This is a genomic window from Shewanella sp. POL2, from assembly GCF_000282755.1.
GTDB classification, from domain to species: domain Bacteria; phylum Pseudomonadota; class Gammaproteobacteria; order Enterobacterales; family Shewanellaceae; genus Shewanella; species Shewanella xiamenensis.
In genome coordinates, this window is record NZ_AKZL01000073.1 from 1 (window position 1) to 23207 (window position 23207).

At 44.6% G+C, this 23207-nt stretch carries 28 protein-coding genes and 2 pseudogenes; 6 read left to right on the forward strand and 24 right to left on the reverse strand.

Features of this window, described 5'->3' with window-relative positions; translation table 11 throughout:
• Window positions 1-61: 61 nt before the first annotated feature.
• Both SHEWPOL2_RS22525 and SHEWPOL2_RS16770 read left to right on the forward strand, forming a co-directional pair.
• Window positions 62-801: pseudogene (locus SHEWPOL2_RS22525) on the forward strand (IS3 family transposase); the annotation flags it as partial.
• Window positions 802-1769: 968 nt separating this feature from the next.
• Window positions 1770-2288 (forward strand): hypothetical protein, encoded by a 519-nt coding sequence (locus SHEWPOL2_RS16770; RefSeq protein WP_037429898.1) that lies wholly within the window; start codon window positions 1770-1772, stop codon window positions 2286-2288.
• A 175-nt stretch (window positions 2289-2463) separates the two neighbouring features.
• Here the strand turns inward: SHEWPOL2_RS16770 and SHEWPOL2_RS16775 are convergent, their stop codons facing one another.
• The gene (locus tag SHEWPOL2_RS16775) at window positions 2464-2694 is read right to left on the reverse strand and encodes a LysR substrate-binding domain-containing protein (protein ID WP_037429900.1); all 231 of its coding nucleotides are present in this window, start codon (window positions 2692-2694) and stop codon (window positions 2464-2466) included.
• Window positions 2695-2884: 190 nt separating this feature from the next.
• Window positions 2885-3862 (reverse strand): hypothetical protein, encoded by a 978-nt coding sequence (locus tag SHEWPOL2_RS16780; RefSeq protein ID WP_037429902.1) that lies wholly within the window; start codon window positions 3860-3862, stop codon window positions 2885-2887.
• Between the two features lie 683 nt (window positions 3863-4545).
• On the opposite strand from SHEWPOL2_RS16780, the gene ltrA reads away from it, so the two are divergent.
• Window positions 4546-5895, forward strand: coding sequence for a group II intron reverse transcriptase/maturase (gene ltrA / locus SHEWPOL2_RS16785; RefSeq protein ID WP_037429903.1), 1350 nt, complete (start codon window positions 4546-4548; stop codon window positions 5893-5895).
• Between the two features lie 91 nt (window positions 5896-5986).
• On the opposite strand, the gene SHEWPOL2_RS16790 is transcribed toward ltrA, so the two are convergent.
• The 10 genes from SHEWPOL2_RS16790 to SHEWPOL2_RS16840 form a co-directional block, all read right to left on the reverse strand.
• Window positions 5987-6610, reverse strand: coding sequence for a hypothetical protein (locus SHEWPOL2_RS16790; RefSeq protein WP_037429905.1), 624 nt, complete (start codon window positions 6608-6610; stop codon window positions 5987-5989).
• 277 nt (window positions 6611-6887) lie between these two features.
• Complete coding sequence (locus SHEWPOL2_RS16795) at window positions 6888-7244, reverse strand: hypothetical protein (RefSeq protein ID WP_037429907.1); 357 nt, start codon at window positions 7242-7244, stop codon at window positions 6888-6890.
• Between the two features lie 92 nt (window positions 7245-7336).
• Window positions 7337-7939: a hypothetical protein gene (locus tag SHEWPOL2_RS16800; protein ID WP_037429910.1), complete on the reverse strand. Its 603-nt coding sequence runs from the start codon at window positions 7937-7939 to the stop codon at window positions 7337-7339.
• Window positions 7940-9181: 1242 nt separating this feature from the next.
• Complete coding sequence (locus SHEWPOL2_RS23050; RefSeq protein WP_192812107.1) at window positions 9182-9727, reverse strand: hypothetical protein; 546 nt, start codon at window positions 9725-9727, stop codon at window positions 9182-9184.
• Window positions 9712-10260: a DUF1524 domain-containing protein gene (locus tag SHEWPOL2_RS16815; RefSeq protein WP_239642779.1), complete on the reverse strand. Its 549-nt coding sequence runs from the start codon at window positions 10258-10260 to the stop codon at window positions 9712-9714. Before SHEWPOL2_RS16815 ends, SHEWPOL2_RS23050 begins: the two co-directional genes overlap by 16 nt.
• Before the next feature lie 10 nt (window positions 10261-10270).
• Complete coding sequence (locus tag SHEWPOL2_RS16820; protein ID WP_037429916.1) at window positions 10271-10579, reverse strand: hypothetical protein; 309 nt, start codon at window positions 10577-10579, stop codon at window positions 10271-10273.
• Between the two features lie 22 nt (window positions 10580-10601).
• Entirely contained in the window at window positions 10602-11498 is an 897-nt protein-coding gene (locus tag SHEWPOL2_RS16825; protein ID WP_037429918.1) for a hypothetical protein, read from the reverse strand.
• Window positions 11499-11509: 11 nt separating this feature from the next.
• The gene (locus SHEWPOL2_RS16830; protein WP_011711517.1) at window positions 11510-12157 is read right to left on the reverse strand and encodes a recombinase RecT; all 648 of its coding nucleotides are present in this window, start codon (window positions 12155-12157) and stop codon (window positions 11510-11512) included.
• Window positions 12158-12170: 13 nt separating this feature from the next.
• The gene (locus tag SHEWPOL2_RS16835; RefSeq protein WP_037429920.1) at window positions 12171-12893 is read right to left on the reverse strand and encodes a recombinase RecT; all 723 of its coding nucleotides are present in this window, start codon (window positions 12891-12893) and stop codon (window positions 12171-12173) included.
• Between the two features lie 354 nt (window positions 12894-13247).
• A complete protein-coding gene (locus SHEWPOL2_RS16840; protein WP_011711519.1) occupies window positions 13248-13949 on the reverse strand; it encodes a hypothetical protein in 702 nt (233 codons plus the stop codon).
• A 71-nt stretch (window positions 13950-14020) separates the two neighbouring features.
• Here SHEWPOL2_RS16840 and SHEWPOL2_RS16845 point away from each other — a divergent pair, with 71 nt between their 5' ends.
• Window positions 14021-14551, forward strand: coding sequence for a lytic transglycosylase domain-containing protein (locus SHEWPOL2_RS16845; protein ID WP_011711520.1), 531 nt, complete (start codon window positions 14021-14023; stop codon window positions 14549-14551).
• An 82-nt stretch (window positions 14552-14633) separates the two neighbouring features.
• On the opposite strand, the gene SHEWPOL2_RS16850 is transcribed toward SHEWPOL2_RS16845, so the two are convergent.
• Entirely contained in the window at window positions 14634-15365 is a 732-nt protein-coding gene (locus tag SHEWPOL2_RS16850; protein ID WP_275574630.1) for an RNA-guided endonuclease TnpB family protein, read from the reverse strand.
• 38 nt (window positions 15366-15403) lie between these two features.
• Window positions 15404-16483, reverse strand: coding sequence for an RNA-guided endonuclease TnpB family protein (locus SHEWPOL2_RS16855; protein WP_037429940.1), 1080 nt, complete (start codon window positions 16481-16483; stop codon window positions 15404-15406).
• Window positions 16484-16523: 40 nt separating this feature from the next.
• On the opposite strand from SHEWPOL2_RS16855, the gene tnpA reads away from it, so the two are divergent.
• Entirely contained in the window at window positions 16524-16922 is a 399-nt protein-coding gene (gene tnpA / locus SHEWPOL2_RS16860) for an IS200/IS605 family transposase (RefSeq protein WP_037429942.1), read from the forward strand.
• A 77-nt stretch (window positions 16923-16999) separates the two neighbouring features.
• On the opposite strand, the gene SHEWPOL2_RS16865 is transcribed toward tnpA, so the two are convergent.
• The 3 genes from SHEWPOL2_RS16865 to SHEWPOL2_RS16875 are packed head-to-tail and all read right to left on the reverse strand — an operon-like array spanning window position 17000 to window position 18593.
• Window positions 17000-17515 carry a hypothetical protein gene (locus tag SHEWPOL2_RS16865; RefSeq protein WP_011711522.1) on the reverse strand — a complete coding sequence of 172 codons (516 nt, stop codon included), beginning with the start codon at window positions 17513-17515 and terminating at the stop codon, window positions 17000-17002.
• A 2-nt stretch (window positions 17516-17517) separates the two neighbouring features.
• On the reverse strand, window positions 17518-17982 hold the full coding sequence (locus SHEWPOL2_RS16870) for a metal-dependent hydrolase (protein ID WP_037429945.1): 465 nt from the start codon (window positions 17980-17982) through the stop codon (window positions 17518-17520).
• Window positions 17979-18593, reverse strand: coding sequence for an LPP20 family lipoprotein (locus SHEWPOL2_RS16875; protein WP_037429947.1), 615 nt, complete (start codon window positions 18591-18593; stop codon window positions 17979-17981). Before SHEWPOL2_RS16875 ends, SHEWPOL2_RS16870 begins: the two co-directional genes overlap by 4 nt.
• 288 nt (window positions 18594-18881) lie before the next feature.
• Between SHEWPOL2_RS16875 and SHEWPOL2_RS16880 the strand changes: the two genes are divergently transcribed.
• Window positions 18882-19535, forward strand: coding sequence for a hypothetical protein (locus SHEWPOL2_RS16880; protein ID WP_037429948.1), 654 nt, complete (start codon window positions 18882-18884; stop codon window positions 19533-19535).
• Window positions 19536-19601: 66 nt separating this feature from the next.
• On the opposite strand, the gene SHEWPOL2_RS16885 is transcribed toward SHEWPOL2_RS16880, so the two are convergent.
• The 7 genes and pseudogenes from SHEWPOL2_RS16885 to SHEWPOL2_RS22530 form a co-directional block, all read right to left on the reverse strand.
• Window positions 19602-20102, reverse strand: a complete 501-nt coding sequence (locus tag SHEWPOL2_RS16885; RefSeq protein ID WP_239642780.1) for a hypothetical protein — start codon at window positions 20100-20102, stop codon at window positions 19602-19604.
• 91 nt (window positions 20103-20193) lie between these two features.
• Window positions 20194-20631: a hypothetical protein gene (locus tag SHEWPOL2_RS16890; RefSeq protein ID WP_037429953.1), complete on the reverse strand. Its 438-nt coding sequence runs from the start codon at window positions 20629-20631 to the stop codon at window positions 20194-20196.
• Between the two features lie 69 nt (window positions 20632-20700).
• On the reverse strand, window positions 20701-20925 hold the full coding sequence (locus SHEWPOL2_RS16895) for a 2Fe-2S iron-sulfur cluster-binding protein (protein ID WP_037429954.1): 225 nt from the start codon (window positions 20923-20925) through the stop codon (window positions 20701-20703).
• Window positions 20926-21433: 508 nt separating this feature from the next.
• Window positions 21434-21865, reverse strand: a complete 432-nt coding sequence (locus SHEWPOL2_RS16905) for a hypothetical protein (RefSeq protein WP_037429956.1) — start codon at window positions 21863-21865, stop codon at window positions 21434-21436.
• A 129-nt stretch (window positions 21866-21994) separates the two neighbouring features.
• Window positions 21995-22543 (reverse strand): hypothetical protein, encoded by a 549-nt coding sequence (locus SHEWPOL2_RS16910; RefSeq protein WP_037429958.1) that lies wholly within the window; start codon window positions 22541-22543, stop codon window positions 21995-21997.
• A gap of 122 nt (window positions 22544-22665) precedes the next feature.
• Window positions 22666-22953 carry a hypothetical protein gene (locus SHEWPOL2_RS16915; protein ID WP_037429961.1) on the reverse strand — a complete coding sequence of 96 codons (288 nt, stop codon included), beginning with the start codon at window positions 22951-22953 and terminating at the stop codon, window positions 22666-22668.
• A gap of 82 nt (window positions 22954-23035) precedes the next feature.
• Window positions 23036-23207, reverse strand: a pseudogene (locus tag SHEWPOL2_RS22530) (IS5/IS1182 family transposase); the annotation flags it as partial.

The following is a 23207-nucleotide window of genomic DNA, read 5'->3' on the forward strand; positions in this document are numbered from 1 at the left end:
ATCTGATCCGCTACTTTTGGACATCTCGCTAAGTGAGTAAAATCGCTTATTGAGGTGAAGTATGTCAACGAAGAAACCCCGTAAAATCCACACGCAAGAATTTAAAGCTGAAGCCCTGAAGCTTGCTGATAAAATTGGTGTAGCGGCAGCGGCACGTGAACTCAATCTTTATGAGTCACAGCTATACAATTGGCGCTCAAGTGTCGAAAAGAAATCAACTACCACTGCGAGGGAAGCTGAGCTTGCAGCTGAAGTCGCGAGGCTTAAGCGTCAACTTGCTGAGCAGGCTGAAGATTTAGAAATCCTAAAAAAGGCGGCCACCTACTTCGCGAAGAACCAAAAGTAGCCAGATTTGAGTTCATCCTTGAGCATCAGCATCGCTTTTCTCTCAAGCGGATGGTGGATGTACTCAAGGTATCGCGTAGTGGGTATTACACCTGGCGACAGAACGGCATGACATTAAGCCCAAGAGCGATTAAACGTGCGGCTCGTGATGCGCAGATTTTAGCGTTCTTTGACGATTCCAAAAAACGTTATGGCGCGAAACGGATCCAAAAAGATCTCGCTGCCAACAACGCTAAGGCAGATATCAAAACCATTATGGCCAGTATGTCACGGCAGGGTTTAGTGCCCAAGGCTGCGAAGAAGTTTAAAGTAACGACCGACAGCAATCATAAGCATCCTGTCGCGCCAAATTTGCTAGAGCAAAACTTTGCGGCTAATGGGCCGAACCAGAAATGGGCGGGTGATATCACCTATTTATACACCAGTGAAGGGTGGCTCTATCTGGCGGTAATAATCTGAACCAGTAATAGTGGACACTTTGTATTATTACTAAAATTTGGTCAATTAGCCTAAGGGAACTGGTGACAGCCTCAAGAGTTGTGCCTCTGAATGGGGCACGAACGTGTCAGCTTCATTCCTCTGACACGTATAGGGACATAAACGTGATAGATCTTTTGCTCTAATTTGTCTATTTCGGATTAAAATTTCTATGGAGATAACGCTAAGCTAAGGGACACAAACGCGTGGGGTAAAATAGCGAAGCTCACCGCGAGTTTGTGTCCCCGCAGGCCACCTAACGTTTGAATTCACCGGTCTGCGCAGCTTTTCGCGCAGGTCCGGTGGAATGATGGGTTAGCCCATGTCACTGAGTTGAATTAATGGTGCACATAGGCACGCTTCTTCGCTTTCTTCAACTTGCCGTGGACGTGTAAGGCGATAAATTATCCTTACCGTGTCATCATCTTGATAAAAGTGATCACGAGCTGATATTTGAAATTTTATGCTTTGATCGCCGAAATATACATACTCACCCAATTTTGGAAGTGTTGTTCCATCTTTGTACTCTGTATTGGCACACTGAATTTGGCCGCCAGAAGGCGGCTAGTCTTGCACTATATCCTAGTTGTATGTTGCTATATTGGAGCGGTTGACTTCAAAGCAACACACAGGTTGAGAGCCTCGTAAACCCCTGTAATTCATTGTTGATTATTACACCTGCACAGTGTACACCTGTAGGTGAATAAGGATTTTGATTCGTGAGTCATGCTATTGAGTTTGTCGAAACTTCGCTTTTTACATAGCAGATTAAAGAACTTGGCTAAATTTGCCCTACGCGCCAAAATTTAAATAAAGTTAGATTTGGCGAATACTTCTAGAATCCCCACGGCCACTCAAATTTTGATGAATACGCTATTGGAGTTGTCGCAAAAGTCATGACGAATGAAATCATGGCGGCGAGACCATAGCGAAAATGGAGACTAATTATGCAAAATTTTACCTGGAGTAATTTTGGTATTTTGGTAAAGGTGTCAAAATCGCCAACAATGATTCTGATAGAAAATGAACAGGGGCAAGTTTTAAGAATGAGCCTAAGTAAATATCAAGGTTCAGCAATTGAAGTTTATCAAAAAGCTCAACAATTGATAGGTAACGCGGTCACTGTAAGAACAAGTCAAAATACAGCGAATTGGAGTACCACAGAGTGGTTTAGTGATCTTAAGAAAGAGTCAAATTTAAGTGCTCCAGTGGCGATTATAGATAAAACCACCTGTTTAAGTTGTGACGGTGAAGGTTTTTATTTTTTCGCGGGTGGTACTAAGAGAAATAGTTGCTCAAATTGCGAAGGTACTGGAATTCGACCGGAATTCAGGGAGCCCAAAGAAAGAACCGTTAAGTTAAGTGATAAGAAAAAATTCAGTGTGAAACCACTTAATGATTATAGTAATTCATATGTTGACGGTGATTTGGGTTATATCAATACAAAATATTGGAATGGGAACTAAACTCGTGAGGCCAGCTGAGATTGGTAACTGTCGGAGGACAATAAACGTTGATCGGAAACGTGCCTTTCCAAGCGATTTGTAGGTTATAAAAGATCATTATAGAGGGGCGTTGCTACCAGAAGGACTGTGGAAATGACAAATAAAGTCTGATCAATCTCTAGCAAGATTTGGGGCATTACCCCATCAACAGTGGTACTTGCTCGGAAAGTGAATCAATGAGCAAACGAGTTCGCTGCGGTAGATATTTAGTCTTAGGCCAAACGACATGAATATCAATCGGCTGCACTCGATGGCTGTCCATCACCAATTCTAGTTTGCCTGTTTCTACGTAGGGAGCCCCTAACCAATTAGGTAACCACGCATGAATAAATTGAGCCACCCAATATAAATCAATAACATAATGCACTTTATGTTTGCTTACAACCAGCTCTAGCTCAAATGATTTGAATTAGAGCCATCAAAAGTCGCAGGGACTGCATCTGAGGTAATAGCTTGAGCTAATTCTTTCAAAAATGGTGTATTTCAGACGAGGTAAATCGTCCCATAGTGCTTGGGAAGTGTTAGGCAAGGATTGCTGTCGAAGTGATATGCAGTTGTCAGTTACTGTTAAAGTGCTGGCAGCATTTAGCAAAATGCCGTCGTCGCTTTTCGAGATGTTCGCAATAATCGGTTAGTGCTTGCAGAGTGCCCACTGGACCATGAAATAGTTTGCCAAACTCTGTGGTTAGTTTGAGCCAATTGTCATGGGGGATATTTAATCTGTTCAGTATCTTGGTGCTACTTTCGTTGATACATCCACGTTTATCATTGCGAATGATTCGGCCTGTATCATCGACTAATTCGAGGTAATCCATTAATGAAAACGCAATGCCATTGGGTTGGTTGTCGCACTCGTTACCAATAAACGGCAGGAGATTGCTTGGCTGCTCACCTTTTAATGCGGCCCGAATACGTAGTTGGATACTGGTATGGTCGGATTGTTCTAGTGTATCAGCGAGTTGCGCTCGAATCGGATTTAAATCAACGTAAGTCATACAGGCTAACACCGCAGCTTTATCGAGTAGGGCTTGCGATTTAAATCGCCCCTCCCAGAAACGACCTGTACAGTTATCCTCTTGATTTGCTTGTCTTGCAATCGGTTCGTTGAGGCAGCGCATAAACCATGAGATATCACATAATCGACTGCGATAAAGGGCGATTGAGTGCTTTAATCTGTTAACCTCATACGCCTCGACCAACTCACCTTTGGCGAATTTGTGCGTTAACACATCGCCTTTAAACAACTTATGCCATTGCTCAAGCACTTCGCGGTCAGTCCAACGATTTGCCGTCTCGATATCGACTCGTAGCACCACATGCAGATGATTCGACATCACTGCATAAGCAGCTACACCAATTGAAAAAACTGCTTCAAGTTCAAACAATAATGACTCTACCCAACCACGCCGATGGTCATAGTTTTTACCCGAGTAACTATCATCGCCACATAAAAAGGCACGCCGCACCACGCGACTACAGCAATGGTAATAAGGTGTGTCTTCAAGGCTTATCTGAGTTCGGCGAGGGCGCGGCATACAAACCTCCTTGTTCAATGCTTAACCAAAGCATAGTAGGAGGTTTACTTCCGCGCTATTAGGGCTGGGTGTCTATGTTTTGGTTTCAGATAAAAATTTCTATGGCTTAACGCCCAACTCAGCGGGCAATTGGAGCGCAGCGTAAATTGATCCGCTGCAGTTGCTTGTGTACGCCCAGCATGGGCATGAACTAATGAGGTGAAAGTCCTCTGTAGGAAGGTCACCGTTCGATAACATGCTGTTATTAAACGTTAACTACTAGCGAATGGCAAGGGCTTACCCGTGAGGGGCGGTCTAAAGGAAGCCGCTAGCAAATTTGCGAGCTGATGAACAAGAACATCATATGAGGCGTAGGCTGAAGGTGAGTTGGCACAAGACGACGAAACCACGTGATCTAACGGCCACCGTAAATGATGCAGCAGTGCAAAGAAAGTTCATGTCCTTATCTGGGGAGATCTGCTTAGCATGCGATCGGTCATTAACCAGTAAGGCTCTGGTCTACAAGTGTCTTGGCTTTTCAATTTCATCGACTGGAAAGAGCGAATTAGATGAAAACCGATAACGCATGACGGGGCAACTCGGCATGTGATTAAGCAGAAGTCAGCAGACGGCATAGTAGCCCAACGCCTATCGTAATGGATGGGATATGGTGAAGGCCTGAACATTTAGAAGAAGGAGGAGTCTTGCCAAACTTGTCGGTATTCACTACGTCGCCAGACGATTACTATCAACAGCGTATTAGCCAGCAACCAGCCTTCAGCAGCAATCTATTTCAGCAACTACTCGAACCTGAGAATCTACACCGAGCTTGGCGACAAGTTAAAGCCAATAAAGGCGCGGCGGGCATCGACGGCATGACCATTGAAGCCTTCCCGCGCTGGATGCAACAAGGCGGCTGGCAACAGTGTAAATCTCAGCTTGAGCGAGGAGAATATCAACCCGCAGCGGTCAGGCGTGTAGAGATCGATAAACCCGATGGCGGTAAACGCAAATTGGGGATCCCCACAGTGATTGATCGTGTGATACAACAAGCAATCGCCCAGATACTCACGCCATTGTTTGACCATGACTTTTCTGTGAATAGCTTCGGCTTTAGGCCGAACAGAAATGCCCAACAGGCGGTGCTGCAAGTCAGGGATATCATCAAACAGAAGCGCAAATTTGCTGTTGATGTTGATCTGTCCAAGTTCTTTGACCGCGTCAACCACGATCTGTTGATGACTCAGTTAAGGAGTAAGGTGCAGGATAAGCGTCTGCTGGCACTTATTGGCAAATACCTACGAGCGGGCGTCATGGTCAACGACCAATTTGAAGCAAGCTTCGAAGGTGTCCCTCAGGGCGGCCCACTCTCACCATTACTATCAAATATCATGCTGGATAGGTTGGATAAAGAATTGGAAAGCCGAGGACATCACTTTGCCCGCTACGCTGATGACTTTATCATCTTGGTGAAGTCTCAACGGGCGGGAGAACGTGTTCTCAAGAGTATTACTCGTTATCTTGATTCGAAGCTAAAACTGATCGTTAACGAGCATAAAAGCCAAGTGGTTAAGGTAGGCCAAAGCAAGTTCCTTGATTTTACCTTTAACCGAGGAAAGATCCAATGGCATGACAACACGTTGCACATTTTCAAACAAAAGATACGACGACTGACGAACCGCAACTGGGGAGTCAGTATGAGCTATCAACTGTTTAAACTGCGGCAATACATGCAAGGTTGGATCAATTACTTCGGCATAGCCAACGCTTATCAAGGGTGCGTCGATTTAGACCACTGGATCCGCCGCCGAGTGCGTATGTGCTACTGGCGTCAGTGGAGAAAACCACGGACTAAGGTGCAGAATCTACTTAAACGAGGGGTCAGGATCCAAGCAGCCGTTGCTTGTGGGATCACAAGTAAAGGCCCTTGGCGTAGTTCGAAAACACCAGGAATACAGCAAGCACTGAGTAACGAGTACCTAATGAAAGCTGGATTGTATTCACTAAGAGAGGGATGGATTGCTGTTCACTATCCTAACCAGAAAACAGGTTAGGTGTTCTAAATGAACCGCCCTGTGCGGAGCCGCATGCAGGGTGGTGTGGGGGCTGGAGGCTAGATACCTCCGGCTACCCGATTATGCATTTTCAGAAAAACACCTGCTCGGTTACAATTACTCCAGCAACCTGCTTATAGAATGGTTTGTTCTTCTCATCACAAAGCTCTATGAAACTCTTATACGTTGAGGGCTTGGTGAAAAGCAGAGTTACATCTTTCAATTTAAATGAAAAGTCACCCTTGATTCGCCACTCTCGCTCATGTGTCCAATCAATAAATGCATCATCGTCGCTAATATCAAAATTGACAATTCTCCACCACTCAGTCTCTGGCAGATATTTCTTCGCTTCCACTGTTTTATCATATACTACTGGGCGGCCACCTTTTTTATATATTTCCTGCTTATGGAATAGGAACCCAGACGGAAAATATCGTTTTTTAACCTGCTCGCCACTCTCTCTTAGCTTCTGCTCAAACCAACAATTTTGTGCTACAGAATGTACCGGCGCATCTTGAAAGCAAACAGCGCGGTTTTTACCAACAACAAAACCCTTATCAGTGGTACTACCCCGAAGAATTCCTTCTTCAAGTATTTTAAACATCACCTCGACTAGCTTGTGTTTTGGTGAGGGTTTCGTCAGATGAACCAGACCTGTGGTTAAATCTGTGCGCTCTGAGTAACGACGCCTCCAACTATCCTTGGTGTATGGCAAACCACTACCTCCTTAAAGTTAAATACAGCCACCCTTTTTAAATCAACAACATAATGCACTTTCGGTTTACCTACAACCTGTAAAAGTTAACATTGTTTAGAAAAGAGCCATCAAATGTCGCAGGGACAACATCTGAGGCAATAGATTGAGCTAATTCGTTCAAAAATGGTGTATTTCAGACGAGGTAAATCATCCCAGTTCTTAGAATCCTCGAACATATAATGCCATGGTAAATTCTGTCCAGTGGAGCGGTATCAGACTACTTTGTTAGCCATGCCTAAAAAAGTTCGCGCACAAATAAACGAACAAAACTTTCAATAAAAATACCAAACAATACGAGAAAACTGAAACCAATAGGAATTGCAAAGGCAAAGAATGAAAATTTAAGCAATGGATCTTTACCTGAAAAATGACGAACAAAAATGGAACGAATTAAATAGTATAAAATTGAAGCAAAGCCGAGCACTAAACTTACTAAAACAGCTATGGCAGGTATTTCAATAAATAGATGCTCCAATGAAGCTTTGCCCTTTAGCCACAGTAAAGACACGCCAGTAAGGGAAGCTACCGAACCCAGCATGTTAATTACGTCGACCAGCTTAGGGGCTTTCCGAGTTGAATCACTGCCATTCATTAATATACTTCCATTAAAGTTTTTTTTGCCTTACTAACGCCTGAATTAAGCCGCTAAGCGGCTTAAGCTTGAATGAATTATTAGGCCACAGCCTACATCCTAATTGGTGGCGTGAAGGTGCCATAGCGAAGCAGTAAGTAAGCTACAATCACACACCAGCAGATTGGGAATACATAGCTCTGAACCCAGACGTAGTAGCGACCGAACCATGTGAGAGTTGAGAAGCGCGTACCAGCGTGCTCAAGGCGCTGTATGTAGAGCTCTACATTTGTCTTAAAGTCATTGAAAGCCTGACTATCTTCCTCTGAAACTCCTGCCTTAGCTACAGGAAATTCTCCATTCTTCTCAAGCTCATGCAGTCGAAGCATTAGAGGCAGTGCCCCACGAATAAAGGTTTTATCCAGCTTAATGTTGCTACCAAACTCTGACCAGACCGAGCTTTCTGTGTACCAGAGACGGAAGGCGGCGAGATCACCAAGCCAGTTAACAGTGAGTGAATACATGTAATACAGGACGAGGACAAGCAGCACTGAATCAACGAGCGCTGCGGGAAGCTCTACACCCAAAGCTTTAAGGTCATTGAGCGGTACGTCATACAGCTTGGTTAGAGATGCAATTGAAGCGACAATTAACGTGCGGCTCAGAACCTTCTCGGTAGTTTCTGAGATGAGTACTTTTCCACTTATTCGTGGCATGAAATCTCCCTCTGCCTAACGTCTTAGTATTTATGCGCTGTGCTGTTTACATCGTTAGACCAGTGAAAACGCGCAAAGTTAACTATCTGTATACAAAGAACTTATCAGATTTTTTACAAATACAGCATCCGGAAAAACGCGCATGCGCGTCTTCCAAACCTACCAACCAAGTTCAACACATACTATCTGATTGATTTTAAAGGACTTTAAATTTTATTTTTTGGAAAAACTCGCACGGATGTTGCTCTCAAAACCCTCAAAAACTAGCGTATTACGATATGACTGTATTTCTAACCAGGATTGGGCTGTTATAGAGAAGCACTAAAGTGGACGGCTAATAGATGAGGTTTTGTAGGGCAACTCGCTCGTAAACTCTTAAATGAACCAACGAGTGCTAGCGAGCTTTGGGGCATAAACGTTTTAGTAATGGCAGTACACCGATCTGGTCGCTGCCTCTCAGTATGATCTTTTAATACTCAGTAACAAATTATTACTTAGTATGAGACTTATTACTCTCCCACATAAACGTCGAAAATCCCGTTAATGTATTCGCTAGGAGAAGCCTTTTCATAAAACACAAAAAAGATGTTAGTAAACAGTTACTTGCAAAATTTATCCATCCTGATTATTCTGTTGTTACCGCCACCACTGTGGATTGTCGGGCAAACTGAGGTATATATCATGGAATTTTGTAAGGACATTTACGGGAACGTCATTCTCCCCATACCCGACGACCTCCTAGGTGGGCCTCTGGTTTGGCACAAGGATACTTGTGACGAATACCTGCTGATAGCTGTCTCCCCTGACAAACTGTTTGCACTGAAACCTGACCCGCTGGATATTGAGCGATCAGGACCGGCACACTAGTGGACTGAGGAGCAGCGGTTGTACCAAATCAGGGAAAACCGATCTGATAGACGGGCATGTTTGCCAATTCCGCGAATCGGCTGGGCTGAACGCGAAACACGAGGGAAAATTTTTCCGGACAAATTTATGGGACTCTGTTTCGTATATGGCTCCGCGAGTGCACGCCTGGCTCAGTATTTGGGAGTGTCGTTTATTCCGGTGCAGGTGCACAAATCCCAAGCCGATGATTTTAAACAAGCTTTGGCATCAATTGATACAAAATAGGCATCAGCACTACTGTCGCCCTGAATAATGTTGCGGTTGTGGGAGAGTAATATAGAGTGGTGACTTGTTCGCCCCTTTATTGCTCTCCCAAAGTTAGGTGCCGGCCTACCGCTAACTAAGCGCTTTCTGGAAGTCGGCATCGAGAGCCTGCTGCGGCGTAAAGCCCATACTGAAATATTGGTACCAACAGCTGACGCCCGTCATTCGTTCTAGCAATGCGACATTGTAGTACATTCGGCATTCTTGACCGTTCAATAGATTCAGCACCAGATACCACGCTGTAAAGATCTGTAGTTCGCAGGGCTCCATTCCCGCCAAGAGTACCCTATCTTCCTCACAATACGTTTCGATAGCAGAAAGATTGCCACGCTCACAGATCTGAGCTAAAAACTGCTGCTGTGACTCGGTACAGGCCTTAAAGTCTTTAAACCTGCCGTCCTGCACCTGCAATTCATCAAAGCGTTCCATTGAGTCCCGGTAATAGACCCGGCGACGGCCAATTCCAATGTTAAGCTCTAACCATTCAATTACCGCATCGGCGTCGTTAGTAACAGAACGCCCACCAGCGTCGTTATCTGTTAACAAAATTAGCGTGTCTGAGAGATGCCGAACATCAAATGAGGATTTAAGTTTGACCACGTTTACTCCCTTTGACACTGAGCTACCAGCGCCAGCGCCCGTGACTCTTCTTTAGTGAAATATTTTAGATGATACGTTTTCATGATCCGGTAAAATCGCAAGATATACTGACACTGATTGGTGGGCGGTAACCACTCGGTGATCCCCGCAGATCCTTTTTCTTTATTCAATCCCTTTTCGACTACCTGCAGATTTCTCACATCGTTTGCGAACATCTCACGCTGATAGCGATCCCAATATTTACCGCCTCGGGCATGGGCATAGCCAAGCGGTACAGTGTGATCCACATCGAGCGCAAAGGGATCGAGATAGATTTGCCCCGTCCAAGGTGACACCCATCTTCCCCGAGTCACGGTTTTACCATCACGGCTAAAACTTGGTTTAACCGTGGATTGTGTAGCGAGTAAGTCGTGGCGCGTATTGAGACCATTGCCATCCAGATCACTCCAATGCGGGTAATCTTCACGGTGATACTTCAGGTCGGCCGCAGCCAAACCGTTAGTCATGGACAAGGAAAGCATAAGTAATGCGAGTGAACTCAGCCTGGTCATACTAGGCGCCTTATTGGTTAAACAGTGATTGAACAACAAACGGGTCTGGCTCAAGCTCAAAATCATCCCCCTTCATTGTAGCCGTGCCGCTTAGACACTCGATTTTGTGGCATGAATCGCAGATACCGATTCCACGATAGAGAATGTCACTCTCTACGAGATGAATACTGCCCCTAACTAATTCATCCTTAAATTCTTCACCACACTTACACTCCATCTTAAACTCACTGACAATCTTTCCACTGCCTAGCGTTAGAGGGAATTGGCTCGCAAATGGCTGATGCTGCCCCATATATACTTTGATTTGCTTTGCGTTCACGTTGACCTCTCTTGATGTCCAATCACTCTGACAGATACTTCCAACGAAGCAATTTTTTACCTTTTAGAATGAGCTCTACATCGTACAAACCAGAGTCTCTTAAACCCGCCAAACCCTGTAACGTGTTCCCCATAATTTCTTTTGTCTGGTTCGATTTCACCACAGTCCCAATCGCCACGACTCGGCGCTGTAAGGCGCTAACTTTACTCAGCACTTCATAGGCTGTCGGCATCTTGGCCAGCACTTCGATATTTGGCAAAGGAGCCATCACCGGCACTCGAATATCAACCGAGGGCAAATGACGCAGCGCAGCGAGTGATCGCCCTGCAGCAGCTTTACGCGCATTCAGACTTGGGGTTAACTTGGGCGATAATGGCTCCCCATCCTCTGCCACGTCCAAAATGAGATAACCGCTATTTGATTCCTCAAACATCGCTGACGAGACTTGCTCTTGGCCCACAAACCATGCAATCAATTTGGTGCAAACATGGAAGCTCTCACAGTTATGCGTGGTTAATACACTTAACTTTCCCTGATCTTTAACCAGCGTAAAAATCTGGCTAGTACCGCTCTCTACAATCCAATCACCGGCACAGATTTCCGGCACTGACTTCAGGATCTCTAATTGCTCACTCGCTTTGGTCGCTGGCAGCGGCAACGTCCCTTCTTGTAAGAAGTAAGCCCCTAACTGGATATAATGCTGAGTCCACACCGCGAATCGATTTTGAATGACCTCCCACACGGAGTTGTCGTCACGCGAGATCACTTCCAGCGCTTTCACGCCTTGATTCACCGAATTAGTGGCAATGGTTATCGAGTCATGTTCAACATACGCCTCAACGGTGAAAGTCGATGTCACGTTAGACGCAATCGTGAAGGGTGTTTTTAAACGGGTTGTCGGCTTTACTTTTAATTCCATTTTCTTGCCTCTTAAGCCGCTTCAGACCATGCTTTTTCGGACAGTCTCACTGTTTTAGCTAAGATCATCCCTACAAAAAATTCATTCCAAGCTCTTGTGGCCACCTGACGATGTTCAAAGGTCGTCATGAGATCATCAAAGGTGAAATGTGTTACGCAAACACCACCACCTGCAAGCTCTGCCACGCAGTAGGCACCACGGATATTTCCACGATTCTTGCTAAATGGGTCATATTGGTGGCGAGGTGGAGTAAAAGAGTCAATCCACTGAAAATCATCGGCTTCATACACAATCACAGGTCGTGCAGAACGGATGATCCCCGCCTTTGCCGCCGCGTCACGGTAACCACGGTATGTCCAGCACAGTTGCACCCCTAACCAACCACTATCGTAGTAAGCCCCTAACAGAATAGATGCCTGCTTGCGGTTCGGATTGAGGCTGATTTGTGCTTGTGTCAACTCAGTCATGACATCAAAAACGCTATGAATATTTACCCAGCCAATTTGGGATGGATTGAGCATTAACAGGCGCTGCAACTGAGCAAATAAAATGTTTAGCTCCGAGTACGGAAAATTGTTATTAGGGTATGCAGTATTAAATTCGACACAGAGATGTTGAACGTAGTGTGCGGCATCTGCCGAGGTGTATCTGGTACTCATAAAAACCTCTGGTTTAGTCAAATAGTGCATCGAAACGACATGCTGATGTTTCTACCACGCCAGCAGCCATAAACTTTGTTTTCTTGGTCGGTGCTTCAATTTTGCGGATTGGCCTTAACGCCTCACAATGCGCCGTAAGGGTGTTATAAAAGCCGTCAAATGCAGTGATCGCGACATGGTTTAATAGGCGCCAAAGCGCTTGCTTCTTTACCATTTCATCGACGTAGATTGATTGCCAAACCTCTGAGCCGTTCTCAGCTACAGATTCCAGTTCAATTTGGTCAATCTCAAAGGACACGTATTCGCCTGATGGCAATAGCGCTGAAGCAATACCGCCACGCAATTCGCCACGTTTAGGTGATAAGCCAACCAAGCTGACCAGTGGCATTCTGTCGTTAAAAACTCGAATAGAGTCCCCTTCTCGAATGGCCCATGCCTGATATGCTTGAATTTCACCCGATTGCAGCGCTAAATCCAGACCGCCGATATAGGTCAGTTTGGTTTCAATCTGACCTTCGTCATTCAGCGCCAAATACAGCAGATTTTCACCTGGGCTCCATGACAAGCCTGTCGCAGCGTAAACACTGAGCATGTAGGCTTCTAACTGGTCTCTGGGAAGGTCAAAACCCGATTCATCAATAACATACTGAATATGCATTTTTTCGATGTTTATCTCAGGAACGGTCACTTGCCGATTGTTGGCTATAGCTAACTGTTTGTACTGACTCGCTTTCATAACGTAATCGCTTTGTTTTTACTGTTATGAGTATTAAGCCACACACTTTTTTTCTGGCAAATTTTTGGAATATTTCTTTATAAACAAGCCACTTGATTTGTGGTTGTCGCGGCGATCATGGTGTGCATCCATGAAAACTGGCTGACTGAACAGGCTTCAAATCCCACAATCTAACCTCTTTCACGACATAATTTCACCAGTCGTCCTCGGTCAATTAGGTACACAATTGCAGGCATTTTCGCTTCCGGCAAAAATTCTGAGATATAGGTCGCAGGGATTCGGTTGGACGTTAGATTTTCTAAAACGATGTAAAGGTCATTGATATGCAAAACTGACAGCATAGGTACTCCTTAACTACTCTCTGCCAAATTTGATTTTCTCGGAGGATGTCAGTTGGTTCCAACCTATCATTTTGGCCATGGGAAGGGGCTCTGCATCTACGAGATACTTACGCTGATTACTTTGTTCGGCGTTCACTTCATTGTCTTGGCCTGGCTTCTGTATAGTGGTAATGCTCGTGAGTGGAATAGTGCCAAAAATTGACTCTCTTTCGTAGAATAAGCAGCTTACGTGAGCCTTGCTGTCCTCTTTAATTCCGCCAGTGGTCTCAGCCATATACCCGTCAATAACGACAGCGCAGTCAGGGTAATCAGTAAACACGAGGCTGATTTTAAATTTTGTATCGTCGGCAAGGTAAGTGGTCACCCCATCGAATTGCACAGTCAAATTCGACTTGGCCACAGGATTGGCTGCAGCCAATGTGTCGAGTGAGCGAATAGAAACATTGACAGGATCAGTTAACAACGCGTTGTCTGCATTACTCGCCAGTTTGTACCACAAGATAAATCTATCGACACCGCCGGAATACATAAAATACGCAAGGACAGATACCGACACCACGGAGACAATTACCGGATCAAGACCTCTCCGTTTGCGAGAGTTATCCGCAAGCGATTTGTTTTTTAGCTTGTTTTTAAGCGAATCTAAAAAACTGAATTTGTTGGCTTTAATATTCTTAACCAATGATTCCAAAATCGTTGCGCCGCTGAATGCCATTCGAATGCTTCTCTAATAAATATCTCGTGTTATACTCGCCGATATTACACATTTTTTTAAACACAAACAACATGTCAACTGTTGCAGATTTGAACGACACTTACTTAAGTAATGGCTATCGAGTACCCCAGCAGGAACTTGAGTTTTGTATTGCTAAAGCTGCTCGGCCTATCGACCCAGACTTATTACTCGCGGTACTGGTTGCTGAGGGCGGCAGACGTGGGGCGATTGTTCAGAATAAGAATGGTTCGTTTGATCTGGGCGTTGGTCAAATCAACACGATTCAGTATACGGAGACATGGTTTAAGTCGCGCTACCCTGATTGGCGTCAAGTGGCCCAGGATACGTGTACAGGCGTTGCTGCTGCCGCTGACGTATTGCTGCGCCGTATGTCAGAATTGAACGTAGGTCAGTCGGTGTGGGAGGCGGTTGGTCATTACAACTCTAAAACTGCCACGGTAAAAATCCAATACTTACAGAATGTAATGCAGATTTATACCAGACTTTCACAGAACAAGGGGACTGAATATCGTCCTTGGATGACCATTACCCACAAGCAAAAGCACTTCTTTACTTGGAGTAATAGAGAATCAGAGCGCTAATTGACTGCTCCCCTCCCTAAAGGAAGGGGATTCTTGTTTCAAGGCGTTATGCCCGAAGTTCATTAGAACAATCGGGACTTACTTACGCTCCACAAGCTAACACCGCTTGCCCAGCGGCTTTGATATTAATAGCGGCATTGGTATCACGGTCTAAGCGCGCTTCACACGCTGGACAAGTCCAATGCCTTATATGTAACGGTAGAGAATCAACTACGTGACCACAGCAATTACAACGCTTACTAGACGGATACCACTTGTCAATCTGGACAAGTGTTCTGCCGCGCCATTCTGCTTTGTACTCAAGATGCCTAACCATTTCGCCCCAATTGGCGTCACCAATGGCCTTAGCAAGTCGCGGATTCTTGACCATGTTTTTAACGCTCAAACTCTCACAGCTAATCACTTGGTTTTCGTTTATCAACGTAGTGGTGAGTTTGTGGGTAAAGTCGCGGCGGCAGTCGGCAATCTTCGCCTGAATGCGAGCAACTTTGATTCTGGCTTTGTGGAAGTTGGCAGTTCCTTTCTTCTTCTTGGAAAGGCGGCGTTGCGCCTGAGCCAATTTCTTCTCGTACTTTGCAGTATGGCGGGGATTGCCAGATTTAAACCCGTCAGCGGTAATCACAAGGTCGGTCAAACCCAAATCAATACCCGTTGTCTTTTTGGTAACAGGCAGTGGTTTAGGCTCGAAGCGGCAAAGCATAGACACGAAGTAGCGGCCTGCACTGTCTTTCGAGATAGTGACGGTAGTTGGTTCGCTAGGAAGTTCACGCGACCAGCGAATATCAAGCGGCTGTTTGGACTTGGCAATGTAGATATTGCCATCTTTGAACTTGACATCCTCCCTCCACTAAATCAGACAAGCTGACTATAGTGGGGGATTCCTACCGCTAGACGGCCATGCCCGGCCGCAAGAATGTTCTTGGCTGCATTGACATCTCTATCATGCGTAGCACCACAACTGCCACAAGACCATTCTCTTATTCGCAAACCTGCTCTACCTTTCGGACTGCTGGCGGGGATCTCCCCACAGCACGAACAGATTTGGGTTGTGTAACGTTCGTTGACCACTTCAAAAACAACGCCTGCGTGAGCGCATTTATATTCCAGCATTGTTTTGAGTATTCCCCATCCAGCATCTAAAACGGATTTGGCCAGTTTGGTTTTTGTTAAACCTAGGGAATTGACGTTACCAACGAAGATCGCCGCGTTGCTATCGACGAGCTGGCGACTGTATTGGTGCAAATCATCTTTTCTACGATTGCAGATTTTGGCGTGAATCGCCTTGACTCGAGTTTTTTTGTTAGCCCGTTGCGCAATACCTAATTGCTGTTCGAGTTTGCGATATTGCCGACCTACTACCTTATGACCGTTACTATCCGTCGCGGCCTCTTTACAACCAAGGTCTATGCCGACACTGGCTGTCCCTGAGCTTTGCTCTGGCTTTACTTCGACCACAGCGTTAAAGTACCAGCGGCCTTGGGCGTCTTCGTTGAATGATCCTGATTTGAATTGGTATTGAGAGAGGCTATAACTGTCCCATACCTTGAAATAGTGACGATTATGATAGATCTGCCCATTCTTAAAGCTGATGCAATCGCTACGAACAGGAATCCAACCGAGTGATCGCTTTGCTCCACGAGACTTACGCCAGTTCAACTTGGCTTTTTTAAACTGCTTTCTGCGCGTCACGTACTCGTGTCCAATCATTTGGATGGTGGCAGAATTAAGCCCAAGCTCTTTGTTGGCACCCTTGGTGTAATCTTGTAAATCATAACCTGAAAGCCATTTTTGGCGTTCCTTAATGGCGCGGTGAGATAGTTCATTGCAATAATTCCACACTTGATTAACGGCAAAAGCCCATGCATTAAGCGTTTTGACATGCTTATCACGGACTCTAACTTTAAGTGTTTTAGTGTGGATTTTTTTGTTCATACCTGAAAAAATAGCAGTAAATAATATTTGGTGTCAATCGATGAAATCCCATTATCACTGCATTTACGACATGAAGTTTCATTTGGTGTTAGTTACTAAATATCGGCATAAATGCTTCACCGATGAAATGCTTGATGAGCTAGAGGCAATTTTTCAAGCTCAGTGTGAGCATTGGAGCGTCCAACTATTGCAGTTTGGCGGGGAGGCAGACCACGTTCATTTAATGTTGGAGCTAAATCCCACCATCGAACCCGCTAAATTCATAAATAGCCTCAAAACAGTATCGAGTAGGCTGATTCGTAAAAAGTATGCCGACCACTTGAAGCCATTTTACTGGAAGCCCGTGTTGTGGAGTCGTGCATACTGCCTGTTAACGGCAGGCGGTGCGCCTTTGGAGATCTTAAAGCAATATATCCAAAACCAAGATAGGCCAACCTAACGGCTGGTTCGCTATCCATCTCCACCTAAGCGATGCTCGTTATAGATGGAGAATTTCGCGAGATTTCGTTAAATAATTTAGACTGAAGACGTGATGTGATGCAGGCTATTTACTAAGTTAGTGATTAAAAATTTCAATTTTAGCAGACTTGCCCCACCCCAGAAATCTGCACAACTTGCGCACGTTACGACACCAGTGGCGAGTGATACACGAATAGAATCACGAATGTGCTTAGCTTTGAAATTCACCATTGCATTCCATTCCGGCGTACATTTCACCGAATCCGAGCTAAACATTAACGCTAAACGTAGCTCAGCCGCAGGGTATTCATCGTTCCAAAATTTTTCGTTGAAGTAATTACCGTTAACCCCGACTTCTAATCGAGTGTCACCGGCGACAAACTCAAGATGCGAGTCGTGCTGAATTACAACGACTGAGCGATTCAGTTGTTGCTCCAACACAACAGTGATCATAGCTTTAACATCTTTTGGCGTCGCAGAATCAACAATCTCAGAAAATCTTGAATCTCTGAGAGTTTTCTCTTCGCGAGCTCTAAACATCATCACTACGTTTTGCGCACCAGAACTTCCCATCTTCAATACATCCATCTTAAAAATAAAATAATACCAACACTTGCTACTACTGCATGATTTAGCCCAATTCGTTGCGCTCTACCCAATGGCCAAAATGGTCTAATTCCGGCAGGAGTCACCGCGTCCCCAAGTAAATGACTTAAATAGCCAATGACTAGGGCTTGCGATGCGATAGAGTCAGCTTGATGGCTGGCTAAAAGCCAGACCATTAGCCCAACAGCCCACAATGAGTGAGTGATACCACGATGTGAGAAGAGCGAAAGAATCGTTGATATTGGTTTAATCCTTCTTCCCAATTTCGACTCAGGATGATCTATGTCAGGTAATAACGACGCTATCGCCACCACGGGTAACATCAAACAGGCATCTACAACACCGATTACTGTCTCAGGGGCATAGGAGTTGACGATAGCAGCGTAAACGCCCCAACAACCCACTCCTAGGCCCACATGAGCAGCATATCTCATTGGGTTACAACTTCCGCAGCTGTTACATTTCTCACAGTCGGAGAAGGTTTCACTAATGCTTCAACTTCTGAATAAGCCTTTTTAGAGCGCTCTTCAAAGCTGCGATCGTTTAGTTCAATCATGCGCTCCAGCTTGTCGTAAGGCAGGTGTAACAGCATATACACTACGTACAGCCCGTTATCGACGCGAACTTGGGTGTTAACGTGGTTATAGCCAACGACTTTTGCACGATTTACTAGCTTAACAATTGTTTCATCATTCAACTGATTAGTGCGACCATTGCGCACTTCAGTGTTTTGACGCTCACGACCAGAAACTTCCTGCGATACTGTCTTAGCAATCGCGTATTCCGCATTTAAGTTCGCAATATTGCGAGCGGCCATCAAGTTATCAGCACGGCCCATTGCCGTCGCGTAAACGCCATCACCATTCGAAGCAGGAGGGTTTAAGAACCACTCAGGCGCCTCTTCAATAGCGTCGTTCATTTGTTCATTTTTTTGTTCTACTAGCTCTTGTTGTGCTTCGACATAATCAGAAACAGGGTTTGAGCTGCAAGCAGACAGAGCTAAAACAGATAATGCTACGGTTGTTAATTTGTGTTGAGTTTTCATCTAGTAATTCCTTGTTTGTTAAAGTTTACGACCAGAATCATTTCATCACAGTTCTAAAACGTGGCAAATTTTGCTGCATTATCTTGTTAAATCAGTTGGTTATAATATTATTTTTACAAACTTGGTGACGTGCATCAAAAAAATATCTACCCAATAACGAGAATAATACAGGATAACAAAAAATTGGGTAGATATTTTTTGTTAAAACTTGGTCAGTGCTTCTAAATTTGCGAAAAAAATTTTCTGTGAGATAAAGTTCACATAACAAATTTACATCTTGAGGTATGCATGTCGCGCATTACGATTCACCCACTATTTTCCGAATTGGCAGTGGAGTTAGGCTGCAACAGTGCGCCGAGTCGTTTGGTGTTCTTGGAGGTTCATTTAAGATTGATTGGTCTCGCGCCAGAACAGGTCAACAAAGAGCATTTAAAGCAACTGATTAAGCTCCTATTTGACGAAGAGATTAACCTGCACCCTCACCATTCAGACTTGGCCTTAGTCTCAATACCAGGCATTGCAGAGCCTTACCCAATACTCACTGCTCGAGGCTACAACCGGTTGTATAAATCGGATAAAGCTGGGGAATTCCGCGTCAAAGCCATTTCCAAAGGGGAAGAGTTCACTACAGCTAACATTGATGCCATGAGCGAGCCTGAGCAATATAACGTTGCGCCCAATGCGGAACTGGAAGGGTTTGCCGCCGTGTACAGTGATAATAGCAATCTGCTGTTAACGGGGGTTATTTCAGTGGATGAAGTAGAAGATGTGCTCCACCGATTCCACCGCTGCAGTTTGTCGTTGGCAGAAGTCGGCGCAGGCCTCGCGTTTAATCGCTTATTCAAGGTCAATCGTGCATTTAAAATGTCACCCGCCACCAGCGCCTTTGCGGGTTGGTTTTCGATGGCAAGAGCCGCGTTAAAGACCGTTTATTCAAATTAACTAGCCAAAAAATCCCAAAAAAAAACGACGAAGGGATGCCGTAGCATTCCAACGTCGTTCTATACTTTAGTGCAGATGTTGCTTGATTAAATCCACCATCAGTTTATTGCCTGCATACTGAAAATAATCGAGCCAGCCTGCCACTGAAAATGATTCAAAACTGGGAGTGTTCCATAGTCCCCAGATATTTAAATCGCATCCACGCTTAATAATATCCTCCAACTGACCATGCGGTTTCCGGTGAACAATATTAAGCATTTTTTCAATTGAGATCGGTTCTATCGATGATTTCCCGTCATCAATTGAGATTAAATAAGGGCTTGTGGGGTAACCTGCATTGTGCCAAAAGCTCACATATACAGGGTTTACGCCAAGTCCCACAGGGATTAACACCGAACCGCCTTCGCGCAGCTGCCACAAGAACTGCTTGATACCTTTGTCAGCAAACCTTGTAAGCGTTTCGAGATCGACCTTTAAATCATCTTTATAGACAATCGGCAGGTTTAATCGATTCGATTCAGATGTCATAGAAGCGAAAACAGTATTAATTTCTGATTCGTAATTCATGGTGCTCACTCCAAAATTTAAATGGGTGAACGCCCTAGGGTCGTTTCACCCTAGGGTCTTTGTAACGGCGTAACCGTTTTACATTGTTAAGTTAAAAAATCGAGATTATCGAGATTGCAAAACCTATGGTGCCAAGAACAAGACCTATTGCGCCCATTCGCATAGAAATACGAATGTTTAAGTCTTGATGATCCCAAAAATGTTTGAAAATCTCTAACTGCGTCGAATCAGTCACCTTTAAATTGACAGGATTAGTATGCAGCTTTAATCCCAACTGCTGAATCCCGTCGTAATCTATCGCTATCTGATTCTTCGTTAGTGAAAGATTTCCCGAATTACCCATTGCATAGCGCAGGATCCAGAACCCATTGTCGAGGTTTTGGATCGTAACTGGCTTTTTACGCATAAATCGCTTAGTAAGCACTTGACGGCGAGAAGGACTACTGACGATGTTATAATTGCACATTCGAACAATCCCCATACCACCTTCGTCTTCCTCTGTTAATCGAATAACTTTATCTACTTGCATAACTCACTCCGAATGGATTAAGAGTGAGCAACCCACAAGGGTGATTGCTCACCCAAGGGGTAATAGAAATTAAACTTCTAAGGTCACGTCAGTATGTGCTATTGCACAACACACAAGCACATGACCGGCTTTGACGCTAACTGGCTCTTCTTTATAGCTTACAACTCCATTAACTAATTTGGTGCTGCAAGCCCCGCAGTAACCGCTTCGGCATTCAGTAAAAACAGAAATACCTTTAACTTCAAGCTGCAAAAGAAGAGTGGAGTTATTATCTGACTCAATTGATATCAGCATGACTTGCTCCTTTTAAAGTAAGCCACACCCGTCGGGTAGGTCTTACCCGATAGTTATTAATCGTGACTAAAGATCGTTGATGAAACTGATGTGCCGGTTGTATTCCGATTGGTACGTAAGCTCGTCAGGGGCGTTGACGTAAACCACGTCCCCTTCGGTGTAAGTACATAACATGAAAGATTGAGGGTTAACCCATAATCCTTGATACTCGTCGCAATACTCCCGCTCCCATCCACTCTTAAGCGAGGACTCAAAGTTTAATGAGCCGCCGAATGGCCAGAAATCTCTGACCATTGTAGACCCATACATACTTAACTCCGGTTTTGCTCTCCCTTTTTGGATACGCTTCTTAATGAGTCGGCGTAACCATCGTTGCTGAGCAATTTCCTTACTTGAGATGTATCTCGGACCTCTTTTTCTGAACCAATACAGGTTGCCATCGATACTATTTAACGCCTCTTTAAGCTCGTTAATGTTTAACAATGACGCTTTCTTGCTTGCATGAGAGTTATTTAGCATGTGCTAATCTCCCTGCGTTTTGACCGAAGCTCACAATCCCGTTCCAGCTCACTTCTTCAGTGAGTGGCAACGGAATGGCTTGAGGTTTCGAAGACATTGCATAGCAGAACTCAATAAGCCCGATGTCATCACGGCTAATTGACTTCAAAGACGTAGGTTTTGCTTTCGCAATACGGAAGCCCCAGAAGCACAAATTCATGAGTTCTAGTTCATCCTGAATCTCAAACGGAAGTAGGTTCCCTTCGAGTTTCACGGTCTCAACTGCAGCAAGTCTCACGTCGCCTGATTGTTTTATCTCATATAAACCTATGTGATAAACATGGCGCTTAGGGCGACGGTCAATTTCTATACCCTGTAAAGTGGCATAGGCCACGATTTTTTTAGTGCTTGTTTCCCAGGCACCAACTACTAAATTTTCCATATCTCACTCCAAATTCAAAAATGCCCGTAAGGCATAAACTAAAAAAGGGGGAGTTATGGCCCGGAGGGGCTAAACTCACCCCCAAGGGTTAAAAATGTAAACGACTAACAACGGAACGATTACTCGCTCTCACCACTTTACGAAAAATCCCTGTTTTGGGCATTGCTTTGAGGGCGGTAAATCTTCGTAAATGGCACGAGGGTTATGTGAAAACTTAAGTAGGTAAAGTGCAGGCTTTATCGCCTTAATTCTCACCTGCTTAAAACGACCTGATTGGATCAGATTGTTTGCACAATCACCTAACTCGGGGATCACTTCAGCGTAATTACATGCTGCATATCTGCCAGGTATTAACATGCGATTATCACTGCATAGATGCCAATAATCGCCTGTTTGCGTGTCTTGTAAGACATCACCTAACTCAATCGCAATCCCGAGACCGCGTAGCTCTTCGCTGTCTAGCTCATTACTGTCGAAACCGTAATGCTCCGCATTGGCTTGAGCTAGCCAGACATACGCATCTACACCACCAAATACGCCACAACCCTCATATTCGGGTTCTTTGATTGGTGGCTGGTCGTGAGGCTGCAACATATAAACTTCTTTGACTTCGCAGCCAGAATAGATGTTGTAGATAGACTCGTTTTTGTCAGCTGTTTTCCAAGAGAAAAATCCCATAACTCACTCCTATTGCCCGTGGGCAGGTATAAAAAAGGGGTGAGCATGGCCCTTGGGGGCATTACTCACCCCAAGGGTTAAATTTTGATGTTAAGCTGCAATGGCAGCATTAACTGTCTTGGTTAAATTGCTAGTGAAGCTAAAAAGCGGTATATCGCGCCAAAGACGATAGATATAACTGCCACTTTGAGGATGTAATTGAAGTTGAAACTTGCCTTAACAAGCTGATTCAATAGCACATACGAATTAATGACCCCAATGAAAACGATTAAATCCTCTTTGGTCGCATTAAAAAGCAGTACATATCCAAAAAGCCCAGTTATTAAAAAAGAAGCATCGAAAATAGCAAAAAAACGCTGCTCTCGACGATCTATAATCTCGCTTTTACTGCCACCTTCTAATTTACTCATAGCGTGTCCTCTCTACTGATTTAAGGGGCGTTGTTGCCTAAATCAATCTTAGGTATGCCTTTTCCTAAAAGGGTTCCTGGTATTAATTGACCCTCTGGCGAATAGGCATACCCAGTCCTATGACTTTGTTCATCACTTTCACACCAGCCAGTGCCTCGTCGACTTGGCCGTTGTAGTCCCGCAGGCTCAATTTCGGGCTAATCAGTTGCTTGTAACGATCGATACATAGCTGTTTCTGACAGGGAGCGTTGGTT